This window comes from Microbispora catharanthi (assembly GCF_006334915.2).
GTDB lineage: Bacteria > Actinomycetota > Actinomycetes > Streptosporangiales > Streptosporangiaceae > Microbispora > Microbispora catharanthi.
Map to the genome: position 1 here is coordinate 144,287 of NZ_VDMA02000005.1, position 16,260 is coordinate 160,546.

The 16,260-nt window shown below is 70.0% G+C and carries 19 protein-coding genes; 11 read left to right on the forward strand and 8 right to left on the reverse strand.

Going from position 1 to position 16,260, the window contains the following annotated elements; all coding sequences use genetic code 11:
• Window positions 1-111: 111 nt before the first annotated feature.
• Window positions 112-564 (forward strand): carboxymuconolactone decarboxylase family protein, encoded by a 453-nt coding sequence (locus FH610_RS11215; RefSeq protein ID WP_139574262.1) that lies wholly within the window; start codon window positions 112-114, stop codon window positions 562-564.
• Between the two features lie 41 nt (window positions 565-605).
• Entirely contained in the window at window positions 606-896 is a 291-nt protein-coding gene (locus tag FH610_RS11220; protein WP_139574263.1) for a hypothetical protein, read from the forward strand.
• Window positions 897-917: 21 nt separating this feature from the next.
• On the opposite strand, the gene FH610_RS11225 is transcribed toward FH610_RS11220, so the two are convergent.
• The gene (locus tag FH610_RS11225; RefSeq protein WP_139574264.1) at window positions 918-1,433 is read right to left on the reverse strand and encodes a MarR family transcriptional regulator; all 516 of its coding nucleotides are present in this window, start codon (window positions 1,431-1,433) and stop codon (window positions 918-920) included.
• A 66-nt stretch (window positions 1,434-1,499) separates the two neighbouring features.
• On the opposite strand from FH610_RS11225, the gene FH610_RS11230 reads away from it, so the two are divergent.
• From FH610_RS11230 to FH610_RS11245, 4 genes are all read left to right on the forward strand, one after another.
• The gene (locus tag FH610_RS11230) at window positions 1,500-1,886 is read left to right on the forward strand and encodes an HGxxPAAW family protein (RefSeq protein ID WP_205825694.1); all 387 of its coding nucleotides are present in this window, start codon (window positions 1,500-1,502) and stop codon (window positions 1,884-1,886) included.
• A 26-nt stretch (window positions 1,887-1,912) separates the two neighbouring features.
• Window positions 1,913-2,983 (forward strand): hypothetical protein, encoded by a 1,071-nt coding sequence (locus FH610_RS11235; RefSeq protein WP_139574265.1) that lies wholly within the window; start codon window positions 1,913-1,915, stop codon window positions 2,981-2,983.
• 51 nt (window positions 2,984-3,034) lie between these two features.
• Window positions 3,035-3,610, forward strand: a complete 576-nt coding sequence (locus FH610_RS11240) for a hypothetical protein (protein WP_139574266.1) — start codon at window positions 3,035-3,037, stop codon at window positions 3,608-3,610.
• An 87-nt stretch (window positions 3,611-3,697) separates the two neighbouring features.
• On the forward strand, window positions 3,698-4,177 hold the full coding sequence (locus FH610_RS11245) for a cupin domain-containing protein (protein WP_139574267.1): 480 nt from the start codon (window positions 3,698-3,700) through the stop codon (window positions 4,175-4,177).
• Here FH610_RS11245 and FH610_RS45620 read toward each other — a convergent pair.
• Window positions 4,107-4,583, reverse strand: a complete 477-nt coding sequence (locus FH610_RS45620; protein ID WP_420813680.1) for a YxiG-like protein — start codon at window positions 4,581-4,583, stop codon at window positions 4,107-4,109. The two genes, FH610_RS11245 and FH610_RS45620, sit on opposite strands and share 71 nt — an antisense overlap.
• Window positions 4,584-4,756: 173 nt before the next feature.
• Window positions 4,757-5,482, reverse strand: a complete 726-nt coding sequence (locus FH610_RS11250; protein WP_139574268.1) for a DUF5984 family protein — start codon at window positions 5,480-5,482, stop codon at window positions 4,757-4,759.
• Between the two features lie 71 nt (window positions 5,483-5,553).
• Here FH610_RS11250 and FH610_RS11255 point away from each other — a divergent pair, with 71 nt between their 5' ends.
• Both FH610_RS11255 and FH610_RS45625 read left to right on the forward strand, forming a co-directional pair.
• A complete protein-coding gene (locus tag FH610_RS11255; RefSeq protein ID WP_139574269.1) occupies window positions 5,554-5,928 on the forward strand; it encodes a PH domain-containing protein in 375 nt (124 codons plus the stop codon).
• 1,206 nt (window positions 5,929-7,134) lie between these two features.
• A complete protein-coding gene (locus FH610_RS45625; protein WP_139574270.1) occupies window positions 7,135-7,593 on the forward strand; it encodes a helix-turn-helix domain-containing protein in 459 nt (152 codons plus the stop codon).
• A 396-nt stretch (window positions 7,594-7,989) separates the two neighbouring features.
• Here FH610_RS45625 and FH610_RS11265 read toward each other — a convergent pair whose 3' ends face one another.
• Both FH610_RS11265 and FH610_RS11270 read right to left on the reverse strand, forming a co-directional pair.
• Window positions 7,990-8,244, reverse strand: a complete 255-nt coding sequence (locus FH610_RS11265) for a Smr/MutS family protein (protein WP_030509549.1) — start codon at window positions 8,242-8,244, stop codon at window positions 7,990-7,992.
• Window positions 8,245-8,324: 80 nt separating this feature from the next.
• The gene (locus FH610_RS11270; RefSeq protein WP_139574271.1) at window positions 8,325-8,753 is read right to left on the reverse strand and encodes a CBS domain-containing protein; all 429 of its coding nucleotides are present in this window, start codon (window positions 8,751-8,753) and stop codon (window positions 8,325-8,327) included.
• Between the two features lie 165 nt (window positions 8,754-8,918).
• On the opposite strand from FH610_RS11270, the gene FH610_RS11275 reads away from it, so the two are divergent.
• Window positions 8,919-10,313, forward strand: a complete 1,395-nt coding sequence (locus tag FH610_RS11275; RefSeq protein ID WP_139574272.1) for an aminopeptidase P family protein — start codon at window positions 8,919-8,921, stop codon at window positions 10,311-10,313.
• Window positions 10,314-10,388: 75 nt separating this feature from the next.
• Here FH610_RS11275 and FH610_RS11280 read toward each other — a convergent pair whose 3' ends face one another.
• Both FH610_RS11280 and FH610_RS11285 read right to left on the reverse strand, forming a co-directional pair.
• On the reverse strand, window positions 10,389-13,388 hold the full coding sequence (locus FH610_RS11280; RefSeq protein WP_139574273.1) for a M48 family metalloprotease: 3,000 nt from the start codon (window positions 13,386-13,388) through the stop codon (window positions 10,389-10,391).
• On the reverse strand, window positions 13,385-13,897 hold the full coding sequence (locus FH610_RS11285; RefSeq protein WP_205825695.1) for a hypothetical protein: 513 nt from the start codon (window positions 13,895-13,897) through the stop codon (window positions 13,385-13,387). The genes FH610_RS11280 and FH610_RS11285 overlap by 4 nt, the downstream gene beginning before the upstream one ends.
• 188 nt (window positions 13,898-14,085) lie before the next feature.
• Between FH610_RS11285 and FH610_RS11290 the strand changes: the two genes are divergently transcribed.
• Complete coding sequence (locus FH610_RS11290; RefSeq protein WP_139574274.1) at window positions 14,086-14,733, forward strand: 4'-phosphopantetheinyl transferase family protein; 648 nt, start codon at window positions 14,086-14,088, stop codon at window positions 14,731-14,733.
• Here FH610_RS11290 and FH610_RS11295 read toward each other — a convergent pair.
• Entirely contained in the window at window positions 14,713-15,654 is a 942-nt protein-coding gene (locus FH610_RS11295) for a cation diffusion facilitator family transporter (protein WP_139574275.1), read from the reverse strand. The genes FH610_RS11290 and FH610_RS11295 overlap by 21 nt on opposite strands.
• Window positions 15,655-15,692: 38 nt before the next feature.
• On the opposite strand from FH610_RS11295, the gene FH610_RS11300 reads away from it, so the two are divergent.
• Complete coding sequence (locus FH610_RS11300) at window positions 15,693-16,160, forward strand: MarR family winged helix-turn-helix transcriptional regulator (protein ID WP_167538710.1); 468 nt, start codon at window positions 15,693-15,695, stop codon at window positions 16,158-16,160.
• The last annotated feature ends 100 nt before the right edge of the window (window positions 16,161-16,260 follow it).

Below are 16,260 nucleotides of genomic sequence, written 5' to 3' on the forward strand. Positions count from 1 at the left end.
CCCCATCACGATCACATCGTGCGCGCATAGCGAATGTATCAATCCGGGCCGCCACTCTGATCTCACACGAACCGAGACGGATCTCGCCGGAACCGATATGGAGGGAACACGATGGAAGCCCGGATGAAGAACCCCGCCACGATCATCCCTGCGGCGATGAAGCCGATCATGGAGCTGATGAAGGCCGCCCAGTCGCAGGGTCTTCCCCAGGAGCTCATGGAGATGATCCACCTGCGGGTCAGCCAGATCAACGGGTGCAGCTACTGTGTCGACGCCGGCCTGAAGAGTCTGCGCAAGCTCGGCGAGAGCGACGAGCGCATCGGCCTGGTCTCCGCCTGGCGCGAGACCCCCTACTACACCGACGCCGAGCGCGCCGCACTGGAGCTGGCGGAGGCTTCGACCCGGCTGGCCGACCGCGCCGACGCCGTCTCCGACGAAGTCTGGGACAACGCCGCCGACCACTTCGACGAGAAGCAGCTGGCCTCGATCCTGCTGATGACCGCCGTCACCAACCTCTTCAACCGCCTGAACGCCCCGGTCCGGCAGATCGCCGGCAGCTGGTGAGCCCCCTCCCCCGCCCCTCACGCACAGAAGGAGACACCGACATGTCCGCCGTACGCTCGCACCGCTACTCCGTCCCCGAGGCCGACCTGGAGGAGTTCCTGGCCCGCAGGAGCTCGCTGATCGCGACCATCAGGGAGGGGCACCCCGGCCTCACCCGCACCGTGCTGGTCCAGCTCGAGGACGGCACCTACACCGACACCTGGCATTGGGAGAGCGGCGAGCAGATGGGCGCCGCGCTCGCCGCCCTGCCCACCTTCCCGGAGGCGCCGCTGACCATGGCCCTGACCAAGGACGCCACCGCTCTGAACGGCCGGGTCGTCGACGAGCACTGACGCGGGCAGGGCGCGGCGGCCTCAACGGCTCCGCGTGCGCCGGGCGCGGGGCATGGCGGCGAGCTGGTCGCGCCGGATCTCCTCCAGGTAGGTCCGCATCAGGTCGCCCGCGCGGGTGAACCAGTCGGACAGCACGGCGACCTCCGCGGGCGTGTAGTCGGCGAACAGCTCGTTCAACCGCCGGTAGAAGGGTTCGTAGACGGCCGCGGCGGTGGCGGCCGCGGCCGGATCGGCGACGACGCGCACGCGGCGGCGGTCCTCGGGGTCCGGCTGCCGGTGCGCGTACCCGGCCTTCTCCAGCCGGTTCAGCACGCCGGTCACCGCACCCGTGGTCAGGCCGGCCTGCTCGGCGAGCGCGCCCGCGCTGATCGGGTCGTCCCCCGCCGCCAGGATGAAGCCGAGGCAGGTGACGTCGGTGACGTTCAGCCCGAGCCGCTGGGCGATGTCGTGCTGCCCGACCAGGCTGAGCGCGATCAACTGATCCATGCCGGCGAGAGCCTGCTCGGGCGTCGCCTCCGGGCGCGGCTTGCCGTCCATCCTCAATCTCCTTAGAATCTAAGATGTTTAGTTCGTGAGGTAATTATCTCACCACCGAGGAGAATCATGAGCGGCATGCACGACGACGTCGATCTCGGACACACGGTCGCGGGCTGGACCGGCTGCGTCGTCGTGCTGTGCGGCTGCACCACGGTGGGCGTGGCGATGTGCGCCGCCTCGTCCGTCGGCGTCTGGCTCGGCATCGGCGTCATCGTCCTGGGCGGTCTGGCCACCTGGGTCCTGCACCTGGCGGGCTGGGGCAAGCCCAGCGGCCCCCGTCCCCCCGAGCAGTGGGACTGGCGGGTGAAGGACGCGATGACGAGCCACGGCCGGTGCCTCGCCTGCCGTCTCGCGGGTCGCCGAGACGAACCTCGCGCTGGAAGCGCTCCACGCGTCGATGCCGTCCGCGAGGAACCCGCGATCTCCGACATGTCGGTGTTCGCCAACCGCTGAGCTCCGCCCTGTCCTAGCATCGTGCGGTGCTCGACCGGATGATCGATCAACGGTGCGACGACCTCTACCGTGCCGCGGAGGCTCAGGACGCCCCCGGTTTCCTGGCGACCCTACAGGACCTGTGGGAGAGGACAGAGGACTCGGACCCGGCCACCGCGGACGCCGTCCTCGTCCGCCTGTGCGGCCTGTTCGACCGGCTGACTCCCGGGCTCGGCGCGCGGCTCGCCGTGATGGGCGGCGCGATGGTCGAGAACGGAGCCGATCCCACCCCACTGATCGACCCCGTGGTCGCGGGACTGTGCGACGCGCTGGAGCGCTCCGCCGAGTTCGCCCGGGCCTGGCGCGCGGTCACCGACAGGCGCCTCCCGGAACCCGGCCTGGAGAACCGGGCGGTCCTCGGCGCGGCGCGCGTGCTCTCCGGCCCCCTGGGCCTGCCCAGACGGCTCGGGCTCGGCCGCCGCCTTCCTTTCGCTCGCGCCCTCGACCTGGCGGTGGGCTGGTCGATCGCCGAGGACTGGAGCTTGGCCGCGACCACCGTGCTCCAGCAGTCGGCGGCCATCCGCGCGGATCTCTCCCGGCGCCCGCGACTCGCCGCGACGGTCGCCGCCGTGGAGGACGACCGCCCCGACCTGTGGTGCCTGCCGAGGCTCCTGGCCGTACTCGACGACGAGCCGCTGATCGTCCTGCACCGCCCGACCGGACGCGCGCACGCGATCACGATCCGCGGGATCGGGGACAACTTCCAGCTCTGCACCCTGCTGGCGCACATCCTGCGTGACCACGTGCCCGTGACCATCCCCCATCCCTCCTGGGTCGCGGCGGCCGTGGACGGGCCCCCGCAATCGCAGGCGGGGCGGATCGTGGCCCGGTTCGACCTGCTCGACGGCGCGGGCGAGCGGATTCCCGACAGCGGACGCCCCGCCGACATCCCGCTCCTCGACGGGCATCGAGTGGTGGTCCTCGACAGTCCGTCGTTCCGGCGTACGTGGAACCTCGGCCGTACCTATCCGATGATGCGGCCGTCGATCAGCCTCGACCGCGTGCTGTCCGAGGAGGAAGCCCGCATGTGGTCGTCCCGGGTGGCTCCCGCTCCATGACCGCCCTCCCGGCGCGCGTGCCGCGGGAGCCCGGGGGTATCGAGTCTCGTCATGCGTGTCCTCACCCGCCTGATCCTGCCGATGGTCGTGGTTTCCGCCATGACCTCGGGCTGCGGGGCTTTCGACCCACGCCTGATCGTCAACGGGGGCTCCGGCAGGGACGGGCCCGACGCGGAGGTCATGCTGCACGACACGGTCGCCCACCGGCCCTACTCCCTGGGCGGCTGGAACATGTGCCTGGACCGGCCCGGTTCTGTCACGATCACCAGGGTCGAGCCGATCAAGCCGTACAACGACATCGTGGTGCAGGCGTTCTCGTCCCGGCCGCACACGGGCCCCATGCTCGGCAACGCCGAGAAGCCGCTGACCGAGCTCGGCTTCCCCGCCCGCAGTCCCGCGGTCACCGTTGTCTGCGAGGAGAACGCCCTCCACACCGAGCTCGCCCTGCAGTACGCGAAGACCGGCGACGCCACCGCAGGGGCAGACGGCGTACGCATCGCCTACACCTCGGCGGGCCGTCAGCGTACTGTCGACTTCAGTCTGCGAGTGCTGCTGTGCGCACCCGGCGACACCGAGCGATGCAGGGAGGCGTACGAAGAACCCCGCACCACGAGCGACGACGATTGACCTTCACCAGCTCGTGTCGCCGGGCCCAGGTCGAACGGCTCGGTCCACGACCCGACGAGCGACTCGAATCCGAGGAGAGGACGACCATTGACGTATCCACCGCCGGCCTACCACGGTGACACGGGCGAGCCGACGGCGTCGTACCGGCGCCCGGATGCCACGCCCGAGCTCGACTACCCGAGCGGAACCACGGTGCACTACCTGGCGACCGGTGCGACGACCAATGGACAGTTCGGGCTCTACCGCTGGGACATGGGACCGGAGCCCAGCGGCCCGGCGGCGCATTTCCACCGGTCGATCTCCGAGTCGTTCTACATCCTCTCCGGCAGCGTGCGGATCTACGACGGGCGGCGCTGGATCGACACCGGCCCCGGTGACTTCGTGCACGTCCCGGAGGGCGGCGTACACGCGTTCCGGAACGAGTCGGGAGAGCCGGCGTCGATGCTGCTGCACTTCGCTCCCGGCGCGCCACGAGAGGGCTACTTCGAGGGGCTGCTCACGCTCGCGGACATGAGCGAAGAGGAGAAGGCGGAGTTCTACCTCCACCACGACACCTTCTGGCTCTGAGAACCGGGCTGACACGACGTCGTCGGCGCGACCGCGGCGGTGGCCACCGCCGCGGTCCGTTCGAGAGTCCCGGCCAGGTGAACTCACCCACCTGGCGCAGCGTCGACTTCACGCCCCAGACGTATCCGTCCTGGTCGATGGTGCCCGGGTCGCCCAGTAACCGATCGTCGAGGGATTCCCGCCAGACATCCCTGCGCACGGAGGTGCATGTGCGCACCTCGACGCAGTAGCGGAAGAGGTATCGGAGGTAGATGGGCGCGACTCCGGTCACGGGATCGGCCGTGAGGTAGAGGATCATCTCGTAGTCGCGCATGTAGTCCGTGTACGCGTGATAGACCAGCGCCTGATCGAACACGGTGTCCAGCGCCTGTTGAAGGGTCGAGACGTCCACCCGTGATCCTGTCATCTCCTCACGCGACGTGGGCGTGATCACGCGTCGGTCCGATCAGCGGCTTGAGTTCCGGCGCCGCCAGGGCCATGGCGTCACGCACCGTCGGCCGGCCTGCCCGAAGGCAGCGGCTCCGATGTCCTACACGTATTCGCCATGGGGCGTGCCTGAGCATCAATTCGTGAGCGCTGTCAACCACGGCGAAGCTCTATTGCTCCGGCGCGGACGGCCGTCCAGTCGGTTTCCGGCACATTCTGCAGGCCTCTCGCAAGCCATGTCATTCGAGCGGTGTGCTCGGCGCGTAATCGCTCCAGATCGAGTTGAATGCCATCCGGTGGCCCGGTCCGTTCCAACGCCCTGATTCTCCGCCCCATGGCGGTCATGAGTTCATGGTCGAATCGCCGGACGGCGGCGAGGAACGAGTCAGATGGAATGACGACCTGGCCGGATGGGGGGGCTGTGAACCGGATATCGCCGTCGTCGTCATGCCGCCACGTCACCGTCACCACGTCGAGATCGTCGCCGACGGTACGCCACGCCCTGATGCGGGGCGGGCACCGGATGTAGCCGAGATCCACGGTGTGTTCGTCGTACCAAACCGCGGCGGTCGACGCCGCGTCACCGTTCACGGGCCCCCAGGCGTCGGGATCTCCGGCGACGAAATCGAGGAGATCGGCCGGCACCGGTTCGAGGACGGCCGATGTCATCTCGATGACGTCTTCCCACAGGCGAGCCAGGTAGTAGTCGACATAGGGGCGCTGCCCAGGTGTGTCCGGCGTGTAGCGCAACAACTCGTGATCGGCCAGCTCGATCCAATACCAGCCATCGGTCAGTCCGAACCAGTGCAGTGTCCGATCCTCATGACCCCATGGAACAACCCTGCCCAAGGGTGTCAGCACGAAGCGGAACCTGATCACGCGTCCTCCTCACCGGCCGATACGTCCCATCGTGACCGGCAGACCGCCTTTTCCGCAGCTAACCTCGTAAGATGATCGACTTCAACAACGGCTCCCTCTTCAAGCTGAATCCGTGCCACCCGCAAGAGGTCGGCCCGGCCGTGGCTCCTCTCCTGCTCCAGGGCGAGCAGATCGTCTCCTCCTACAAAACGGTCCGGGACTTCGTGGTCTTCACCGACAAGCGCATCATCGCGGTCAACGTCCAGGGGCTCACCGGCAAGAAGCGCGACTTCTCCTCCCTGCCCTACAGCAAGATCCAGGCATGGTCAGTCGAGACCGCCGGGACCTTCGACCTCGACGCCGAGCTGGAACTCTGGTTCAGTGGCCTGGGCAAAGTCCGCTTCGAATTCAAGGGCAACTCCGACGTCATCCGCCTCAGCCACATGATCGCCGGCTACGTGTTGTAGCAGAGCGGGCTCGACGAGCCAGGTTCACAGCTGAAGGTCGATTGCGAGTCCGATGTTCCGCGCCGGGTCACCAGGAGTGCCGGCAGGCGAGTTCTCTGAGCGGTCCGCCGTTTGCCGGTGGTGCCGGTAGGCCGGTCGCTGCTCGGGGTCACGGGGCCACCACCGGCCCGGGTGTGAGCCGGCGTAAGGCGGCCGGCGATCCGAGCGGGGAATGGAGGACGCGGGCACGCAGTCGTACTGCGGGCACGGTGTGGTGAAGCACTGCTTGGGAGAGGGCACGCAGACGCGGCCCGGACCACAGTCGACTGCCGCACACGGCGATCCGGGACCACACTCACCGGGCGCCTGCCCTGCCGGCGGAGTGGCGATGACCGCCCGTGCCGGTGGAACCGCCGACACCTCGCCTGCCCAGGCATTGGCCGTGGCGGCTGGTGATGCCGCTACGGTCACGACCACTGTCACGATCAGTTTTTGAAGCATTCTTCCCCCAGCTGTGGTGATCGCTTCTGCCTCTCGCGATGCTCGCACCGGCCGCGCCTGCTGACGGCAAAACGGCTCTCAGCAAGTTGCACGGCTTGCCGAAAGACAGATAGCCGACGCGAGAGGCCCCTACCTCCACTGGAAGTGATCGACCGCCGTAGTGGACCTCCGCTCAACCTCGACCAGAACCGGCACCACTACTTCCACGAATACCTGAGCGACCTCCGAGCATCCGCGCGGTCACGCTCTCGGGGCCTTCCCGTTCTTTCTCAACAGCGATCGTGGAAGCCCCCTTTGACCCCTGGACGTTGGAGTAGGCGTTTTAGCAGCTCACCGGCATCTCCAGGGGTAGTAGCGAAGTTCGCTCGCATGCTGGTCGTTGGCTGTGTGTATAGAGAACGGTCCCCAAGTGGTCCCCACACGTGTCGCCCCCAGATGGTAAGGGGACTTTCGGCACTCCCCTGCTCATCGTGGTCGCCTCGACTCTGAGCCATGAATTCCCCGGGTGTCCCCTGACGCGCACAATCGCCCTACTAGCGGAGTCTTCGCGCTACGGTGCCTTCTATGTCGTGGCAATGGGCACTTCAGCTTGCCCCTCCTATTACGACGCTAGCTGCGGCCGCTCTGGGTTTGCTTCGGGAGCAGGGGGCTCTGCGGAGGAATCTACGGGACGACGTCGGTATCGCCAAGGATCTCCCTGATGGCTCCCCGGGCAAGCACCTTCTGATGCAGCACATTGAATGGGAGATCGGTGTCCTTTTGAACCCTGATCGTGACTGGGTATCTTTCGCGATCGGCGGATTAGTCGCCCTGGCCGGCGGCTATGGGACTCTCTGGCTTTATCAGCAGCATGCCTGGTGGAGTTGGCTCGGATTGCTGACTGGATACGTAGCCGTCGGTGGGCTTGTCGGCGTGCTGCAGGGAGTCAGGAGAGGAGGGATCGTTGGGCGTCCGGAATATTATCCGGCCGAGCTAGCGCCGAGATCAGGTCCGCCGGTGACACCATCGGCGCAAGTGCTCCTCACCGTCTCCGAGACGGCCGCTGCGATGCGGGTGTCAAAGGCGACCATCTATCGACTTGTGTACTCCGGGCAACTGCCTGTCATTCGCGTTCGCCGCTGGTTCCGGATACCGGGTCAAGCGGTCAACGACTACCAGGCCGCGGCAGAAGCCGGGAACGCGTGAATCGGCCGCCCGGCGCACTCCACGTCCCACTTCGGTCACCTCGTACGCTCGACCCACTGCGGAGCGGCAGCAGGTCGACGATGGAGGTGTCCGGCCCTTTTGGCCGGCCGCCGGAGCGCCAGCGGGAGGCGGCGGTGTGCCGTGACGGCGGCGCGTGCGGCCCGGTTAGGCCCGCCTTGGTGCCGGGGGCGACATTCGCACGGTCGCCGAATACCTCGGTCACGCCGACCCCGGCTTCACGCTCCGGACGTACACCCACCTGATGCCGAACGCAGCGGACCGGGCGCGCAAGGCCATGGACGCGTTCTTCACTCAAGGGCAAACCGGGTCGAGTGCCCTGGTTGTGCCCTCGGGAAGACCGAGGTGACGTTTACCCTGGTGGACGCGAGCGTGCCTCTACTTCCACTGGAAGTAGACGAACAGACGGCCGTGGTTCTTGGAGTCCTTGTCGATCCGGTGGTAGAGCGCCTTGATCTCCTTCTGCTCCAGGAAGCGCAGCACCTTCTTCTTGAGCTGGCCGGACCCCTTGCCCGGGATGATCTCCACCTGGGTCGCCTTCTTGCGTACGGCCTCCTGGATGATGCCGTGCAGCGCCTTGTCGATCTCGCTGCCCTTGTTGTAGATGTCGTGGAGGTCCAGCTTCAGCTTCACGCAAGCGAGTCTAAATCGCCGCTCGCCGCGGGACGCGGGGCGAGGCGGGTGACCGCGCCCCACGCCGGCGGGGCCTCGCGTCAGCCGTTGATGTAGTCGACCAGGGCCTCCCGTTCGCTCTCCAGTTCCTGGATCGAGCTCTTGACGACGTCGCCGATGCTGACGATGCCGGCCAGCCGGCCGTCGCGGACCACGGGCACGTGCCTGATCCGGTGGTTGGTCATGGTGCGGCGCAGGTCGTCGACGTTGGCGTCCGGGCCGCAGGTGCGCACCTCCACAGTCATGATCGACGATACGGGCATGGTGAGCAGCGCGACGCCGTGCTCGTTGAGCCGCCGCACGACGTCGCGTTCCGACACGATGCCCGCGATGGACAACCCGTCCTCGGAGACCACGACCGCGCCGATGTTGAGCTCGGCCAGCCGAGCGAGAAGCTCGGACACCGTGGCGTGCGGAGGAACGGTCGCCACACCTGTTCCCTTACTCTGCAAGATCGTCCCGATGAGCATCGACACCGCCTCTCAGGGGCACCCGGGGGACATGTCCCCGCTTCCGCTCCCGCCGGCCGGCCGGAGCGGCGAATCCTGTTTCCCCAGGCAACAGCGGTCGTCCTACCTCGTCAAGGGCCCCCACCCCTACGATGGCGAAATATCACCGCACGCTGGGGGCTGAGGATGGCCGAGAAGCTCAACACCGGGAGCCACGATCTCCCGATCTCAGACGCGCTCGCGGACTTCATGCGCGGCGGCTGGGCCGACACGCACGAGGACGTGGCGCCGTTGCCGGTCGCCGCGTACGCCGCCAAGCGGCGGGCGCGGCTCGCCGAACGGCTGCCCGGCGAGCGGCTCGTCATCCCCTCGGGCACGCTGCAGGCCCGCAGCAACGACGACGACCACCGGTTCCGCACGCACAGCGCGTTCGCCTACCTGACCGGCGGCCGGCAGCCCGACGACGTCCTGGTGATCGAGCCGTCCGGCGACGCCCGCCTGTTCCTGCATCCCCGCCCGCCCCGTGCCGAGTCGCAGGAGTTCTACCGCGACCGGCGGTACGGCGAGTTCTGGGTGGGCCGCCGTTTCGACCTCGCGGAGGCCGAGGCGGCCTACCAGATCGAGTGCGCGCACATCGACACGCTGCCGGCCGCGCTGAGCGGACCGGCGCGCGTGCTGCGCGGGGTGGACGCCTCGGTCGACGCGCTCGTCTCCCCCGCCGGCGACGACCGCGACGCCGAACTGGCCGCGGTCCTGTCGGAGTTGCGGCTGGTCAAGGACGAGTGGGAGATCGCGGAGTTGCAGCAGGCGGTGGACGCGACCGCGCGCGGGTTCGAGGACGTCGTGCGCGCGCTGCCCGCGGCCCTCGCGCACCCGCGCGGCGAGCGGTACGTCGAGGGCGTCTTCGGCCTGCGCTCGCGGCTCGAGGGCAACGCCGTGGGCTACCAGTCGATCGTGGCCTCCGGGGCGCACGCGTGCGTCCTGCACTGGATCCGCAACGACGGACGGCTCGACCCCGCCGAGATGCTGCTGCTGGACGCCGGAGTCGAGGGCGACAACCTCTACACGGCCGACGTCACCCGCACGCTGCCGCTGTCGGGCCGGTTCAGCCCGGTGCAGCGACAGGTGTACGACCTGGTCTACGAGGCGCAAACGGCCGCCATCGCCGTGCTGCGGCCGGGGGTGCGCTTCCGCGAGTTCCACGAGACCGCCATGCGGGTGATCTCCGATGGGCTGCGCGAGTGGGGCCTGCTGACCCGGGCGCAGGCCGACGCGGGCCTGCACCGGCGCTACACCCTGTGCAGCAGCGGCCACATGCTGGGCCTCGACGTGCACGACTGCGCCCGGGCGCGGGCGGAGACCTACCTCGACGGCGTGCTTGAGGAGGGCCAGGTGCTGACCGTCGAACCGGGGCTCTACCTCCAGCCCGACGACCTGACGCTGCCGCCGGAGCTGCGCGGGATCGGCGTCCGCATCGAGGACGACCTCGTCGTCACGGCCGACGGCGCCCGCCTGATGTCGGCCGCGCTGCCCCGCCGCGCCGACGAGATCGAGGCGTGGATGGCCGCCCTGACCGGGTGACCGTCCCCTTCCGGTGCCGCAGGCAGGCGATCACCCGGCCGGCGGTGCGCGGTCCCGCGGGTTGCCGGCCGCGGCTCAGAGACGGGGCTGAGGCGGCTCTTCCGGCTCGCCCTTGTAGACGGGGTCGGATGGGTCGTCGATGATCGCCTCGATCCGGATCGAGGTGTCGATGGCCTTCTCCGCCGCGGCCAGGAGTCCGATCATGGACGTGCCGAACGCGTCGGCGTCTGTGCGGTCGGCGGCCTGCAGGCACGCCGGACCCGCGCTCCGGACGTCCAGTCCGAACTGGTGCCAGGACGCCTGCGCGGCCGGGTCGGGGACCTGGAAGTAGACGGGTTCCCAGGAGGCCACGTTCATCATGTTCCGGCACGCCGGCCGCACCTTGGCCATGAGATCAGCGGTGATCTCCAGCCGGCGGTCGCGCACCGCCGAATGGATCAGCGTCACGATCCACCGGCCGTTGCGAGTGGCGTGGTCGAGGAGATATCGGCCACCGAGCCGATACCAGGCGTGAACCTGCCGCCGTCGCATGTCCCGCGACACCGGCAGGACCGGCAGACCCGCCGTCTGCTGAAAGGCGGTCTGCATGTCGGCTGTCACCACCTGCGCCTTTGTCGCGAACTGCGCTTCGGCGTCGCCCGCCATCAGCACGGCCGCGGTCGCGAGGGCCACACCGGGCATGCCGGCCACTGTCAGCACCGCTCCGGCGTACCGTGCTCCGGCCCCGGGGCGCGCGGTGGTCGCGACCGCCTGGACCGCCGGGGTGCCGTCCTTCGCGTGGATCGCCCGCCGGGCGAGACGGAACAGGGCCGCCGATGCCGTGGCCGCCACCGCGATGACCGGGGCCATGAGCAGCGTGCTGTGCGCGACGAGGCCGAACGTGTTGCCGCCCTGCAACTGCCGCCAGGCGGGACGCCAGGAGCAGGTGTCGTTGAGGACGTTCAGCGGTTGGATGCATCCGTCGACGGAGATGAGCGCGGTCGCGGCGCCCAGGCCGAGCAGCGCGCCGATCCCCGCGGCGACGAGCGCGGCCGGCAGGCGGAACCGGGCCGAGGCCGCCGCGACCAGGGCGGCGACGAGCGCGCCGGCGGCGATCGCCCACAGTGACCAGATCGCGTAACTGAAGGCGTACATGCCGCCGCGTTGTCCCGGCGCCGCGTGCAGGGTGTGCAGCCATGCCTGGACGGCGGCGACGCCGGCGGTCGCGATGACCGCTCCCAGCAGCGCGGGCGCGGTGGCCTGCCGCAGCGCGGGCGCCCGCCATGTCACAGGAGCAGTGGCATCCGCCGCCGCGCGGCCTCCGCCGGCGTCGCCCGGTGAGCGCAGCCAGCCGGGGCCGCGTACGGCGGCGCCCGCGGCCCACAGGACGAAGGGCGTGCCCCAGGCCGCGACGGCGGCGACAGGCGTGAGCGGCTGGTACGCCGCGTATCGCAGCACGGTGATCGTCGGGGCCATGACGGCGGTCGTGTCCGGGTGGGCGGTGCCCATACCGGGGAACCAGTTGACGATGGTCCGTCGCAGGCCCGCCGGGTCGTACCAGAATCCGCTGGCGTACATCGCGCCGTAGTAGTTCCACCAGGCGAACCACGCCGCGAGGATCAGCCAGCCTGCGATCAGGCACAGAGTCAGCGGCCATCGCAGCGAACGGCCCGGCCAGGACGCGGCGGCCAGGCGAGCACACTGACAGGTCCAGCACGTCAAGGCGACCGCGACACCTACGACCAGCGCCAGCACCCACCATCTGCCGGGCGGCCACAGGTTCCCGATGACCTGGCCGCTGACCAGCGATCCGGTGGCCAACCCCAGGCCCAGCCACACCCCGGCCCGCACCCCGGTGGGCGCCGGTCGGCCCAGCACGGCGGCGCGGACCACCGCCCGCCACAGCACCGCTGTGGCGGCCGCCGCGACCACGGCGGCCGGGACGGCGGCGAGGCCCTGCCCGAGCCAGTCGCTCAGGTCGGCGACGTGCGGCGCCACGTGCCCCATCAGGTGGAAGTTCATCAGCGTGGCGCTGGTGCCGGACAGGAACATCAACAGCGAACTCACCGCGAAGAGCGGCGCCGGGTCGTCGAGGGCGTCGCGGCGGATCTCCCACCTCGGATGGGTGCGCACCTGGTCCAGCAGGACGCTCGCCCACCGGTGCGGACCCCGGCGCCCGGCCGGCGTGGGCCGCGCGGCCCAGACGTGCTCCAGCGGCGCGCCCCACCGCCTGGCCGTCAGGTCGGCGTACAGCTCCCTGCTGCGCAGCACGTCCGCACGGGCGAAGTGCATCACGATGGCGATGACCACGGGAACGGCCAGATAGCGCGTGATCACGGCAGTGAGCGTCGGGCCGACGCCGGCCGCGATGCCGAGCAGCCACAGTCCCGACCACCACAGCAGGTACGGGATGATCACCAGCACGATGAACGTCCGCCACAGGGCGACGGTGGCGTAGGTGATCGTGAGATCCCGGTTGGCGACGTGGCCGAGCTCGTGCAGGACGACGGCGTCGAACGTCCGCGGGTCGGTGGTGCGGCAGGCGACCAGTCCGCCGTGCAGAAGCAGCCGGGGGCGGCCGTTGGTCCCGAACACCGTGGCGCTCCTGGTGGTCACGGCCGGCGCGAAGAACAGTTCCGGCACCCGCGCGACGCGGCCCGCGGCCAGTTCCTCGACGCGCGCGGCGATCTCGGAGCCGCCGGGGACGAGGTTCAGACGGATGCAGCGGCCGGGGCGCTGCTTCCACAGCGGCAGCAGGACTGTGGCCGCCGCCGCCGCGGCGACGACCACCGCGGGCGCGGCCAGGATCTGCCACAACGGCGGAGGTGGCGCGTGCCGGGCCACGCAGGGGAGAAACGCCAGCGCCTGCCCCGTCAGACGGGTCGCCGTCGCCAGCGCGTGGGCGGAGTCCCAGTCGACGCCGGCCGCCAGCGCACACCCTTGGTAGCCGCCAAGGCGGAGCACGGTCAGTGTCGACACCAGCATGTAACCGCTGGCTGCCACGAGCAGGAGCAGCAGCAGAGCGAAGCGGGAGTTCGTGCCGGCGCCGAGTATCCGTTCGTCGAGCCTGGCCCGGACAGGCTCGACCGTGGTCACGGCGTCTCCCTCACATCGGCTTCTCCGTGGGACTCGCCCGGCTCGGCCAGCGCCAGGCCGGCGACGACGCCGTCGGCGATCCGCTTGGCCAGGATCGGCGACAGCCCGGCCTCGGCGGCCGCGTCGAGGACCATCTGCCTGACCATCGCCTGCTGCTCGCGCGTGAGGGGAGGGATGGTTCCGGGCTTCGCCTTGCGGCGCCGCATGCGCCGCCACAGTGACGCCGAGCCGCGCGCCGCCCTGTCGACGGCTGCGTCGGCCAGCTTCTGGCGGACGCTTTCCAGCGTCAACCACAGCAGCGGGGCCACCAGCGGAACGACGTCGGCAAGTCCGAAGCCGAGCGGGTCACGCCCGTGCCCGCGCCGGCGCAGCCGGGCCAGCACCTCGGCGTCGCTGTAGCGCAGCAGCCCCTCGACCACGACCGCTTCCTCCGGCGCGCAGTCGGCCACGACCGTCCGTACGACATCACGGACCAGAACCTCGGCGGAGCGTTCGGGCTGTGTGTTCAACGTCCCGTCCCTGGTGGAAGTTCGCTGACTTCGGAATCGGCCCCTGGGCGTGATGCTACAAGCGCCGATCGACGCGCATGCCGTTATCCGGGGCGAGACCAGGGGAACCGTGGGTCGCGGGAACGCCGGCCGTGACGTCCTGGACCCCAGTTCACGTGATCGTCACATCGCTCCCCTACAGTGGCCTCGTGCGCCCCCCACTGGCCGTGGCCGGCCACACCGACGGCGTGCTGGACATGGTCGCCGGCACACTGACCGAGGCCGAGCGCGAGCGCGCCGGGCGTTTCACCCGCAAGCGGGACCGCCTCGACTTCGTCGCCGCCCACCTGCTCGTACGGCACTGCGCCGCGGAGCTGCTCGGCACCCGCGCCTGCATGCTGACCGTGGTGCAGCGCTGCGAGGGCTGCGGGCAGGCCCACGGGCGGCCCTGGCTGGCCGAGGCCCCCGAGGTGTCGATCAGCCTCGCGCACACCTCGGGCTACGTCTGCGCGGTCGCCGGGTTCGGCCGGGTGGGCGTGGACGCCGAGCACGCCACGAACGGCCCGGCCGACGAGAGGCTGGTGGAGCTCGCGCTGACCCCCGCGGAGGCGAAGCTGGTCGGCGACGACAACCGCGCGCTGATCAGGCAGTGGGTGCGCAAGGAGGCACTGGTCAAACGGGGAGAGCTCACGCTCGACCGGCTGCGCGAGGCGGACCTGTCGGCCCTGCCGCTGGAGGACGGGCTGTCGATCCCGCTGGAATGGCGGGGCCGTCACTTCGTCGAGTGGACGGCCGGCACCGTGATCGCCTCCGCGGTCACCGACGAACCCGCCAAACTACGCCTTCTTGGCGGCTGACCGCCCCGGGGTGGGGTCGAGGAAGACCTGCCGGATCTCCGGGAACCGCTCGGTGAGCCGTCGCTCCACCTGGTCGGAGGCGAGCTCGAGCCGCTGCCCGGAGGTCTCGTCGCGGAAGTCGACCTTGGCCGCGACCATGACCTGGCCGGGGCCCATCATGACCGTGACCAGCTCGACGACGGCCTCGACCTCCGGATGGGCGGCCAGCTCGCCGCGGATCTCCTCCTGCAACCCGCGCGGCGCCGCCTGGCCGATGAGCAGCGAGGCGTTGGTCCTGATCAGGGTCAGCGCCACGCCGAGCAGCAGCAGCCCGATGACGATCGACGCGACGCCGTCCCACACGGCCGAGCCGGTGAGCTGCGACAGCAGCAGGCCGACGCCGGCCGTCGCGATGCCGATCAGCGCGGCGGAGTCCTCCAGCACGACGGCCTTGAGCACGGTGTCGGAGGTGCGCCGCAGCAGCCGCCCGGGGCTCACCTGCCAGCGGCGGGCCTCGCCGCGAAGCTGCCGCAGGGCCTTCCAGAGGGAGACCGACTCGATCGCGAAGGACACCGCGAGCACGAGATACGACACGCGGATGTCGCCCAGGCTCTCCCCCGCGGTGATCGTGTGCCAGCCGTGCGTCAGCGAGAACCCGGCCCCCACGACCAGCGTGAAGCAGGCCGCCACGATCGCCCACAGGTAGGCGGCCCGTCCGTGCCCGAGCGGATGGCGGGAGTCGGCGGGGCGCTCGCCGTGCCGGATCGCGGCGAACAACACGACCTCGGTGGCCGTGTCGGCCGCCGAGTGCGCGGCCTCCGACAGCATCGCCGAGGAGGAGCTCATCAGGCCGGCAACCAGCTTGGCCAGCGCGATGGCGAGGTTGGCCGCGCCCGCGACCACCACGGTGCCGAGGCTCTCACCGTTCTCGCTGTCAGGCATTCCGCTCCGTTCCTTCAAGTGATCTTATGCTGGTCGTCATGGAAGCCCCTCACTGGCTCACCCCGCAGGAGCAGCGCGCCTGGCGCGCCCATCTGGCCGCCCACCGCCTGCTCTTCCACCAGCTCGACCGGGAGCTGCAGGCCATTGGGCTGTCGCTGAACGACTACGAGATCCTCGTGAACCTCTCGGAGAGTCCCGGCCGCCGCATGCGCATGAGCGAGCTGGCCGACGCCACGATCCAGTCGCGCAGCCGGCTGTCCCACCAGATCTCCCGGATGGAGGCCGCCGGCCTGGTGACCCGGCAGGACTGCGAGGACGACCGGCGCGGCACGTTCGCCGTGCTGACCGACCAGGGCTGGGAGACGATCCAGCGGGTGGCGCCGGACCACGTGGCGAGCGTCCGCCGGCACTTCATCGACCTGATGACCCCCGAGCAGGTCTCCGCTCTGGAGCAGATCTACACACCGATCGTCGATCGTCTCCAGGCGCTCCGCGGCACCCGGTGAGGAGGCTGCGGGACGGCGGGGGGTGAGCACCGGCCCCGACTTCCCGCGACAGGCCGCGCCAAACCGATTCCCTGGGGAGCGCGTGCCGGCCCCGCCCGCT

Coding starts and splice junctions, on each gene's coding strand:
- FH610_RS11215 (WP_139574262.1), top strand. CDS start 112: ATGGAAGCCCGGATGAAGAACCCCGCCACGATCATCCCTGCGGCGATG.
- FH610_RS11220 (WP_139574263.1), top strand. CDS start 606: ATGTCCGCCGTACGCTCGCACCGCTACTCCGTCCCCGAGGCCGACCTG.
- FH610_RS11225 (WP_139574264.1), bottom strand. CDS start 1,433: ATGGACGGCAAGCCGCGCCCGGAGGCGACGCCCGAGCAGGCTCTCGCC.
- FH610_RS11230 (WP_205825694.1), top strand. CDS start 1,500: ATGAGCGGCATGCACGACGACGTCGATCTCGGACACACGGTCGCGGGC.
- FH610_RS11240 (WP_139574266.1), top strand. CDS start 3,035: ATGCGTGTCCTCACCCGCCTGATCCTGCCGATGGTCGTGGTTTCCGCC.
- FH610_RS45620 (WP_420813680.1), bottom strand. CDS start 4,583: ATGACAGGATCACGGGTGGACGTCTCGACCCTTCAACAGGCGCTGGAC.
- FH610_RS11255 (WP_139574269.1), top strand. CDS start 5,554: ATGATCGACTTCAACAACGGCTCCCTCTTCAAGCTGAATCCGTGCCAC.
- FH610_RS45625 (WP_139574270.1), top strand. CDS start 7,135: ATGCAGCACATTGAATGGGAGATCGGTGTCCTTTTGAACCCTGATCGT.
- FH610_RS11270 (WP_139574271.1), bottom strand. CDS start 8,753: ATGCTCATCGGGACGATCTTGCAGAGTAAGGGAACAGGTGTGGCGACC.
- FH610_RS11275 (WP_139574272.1), top strand. CDS start 8,919: ATGGCCGAGAAGCTCAACACCGGGAGCCACGATCTCCCGATCTCAGAC.
- FH610_RS11295 (WP_139574275.1), bottom strand. CDS start 15,654: ATGCCTGACAGCGAGAACGGTGAGAGCCTCGGCACCGTGGTGGTCGCG.
- FH610_RS11300 (WP_167538710.1), top strand. CDS start 15,693: ATGGAAGCCCCTCACTGGCTCACCCCGCAGGAGCAGCGCGCCTGGCGC.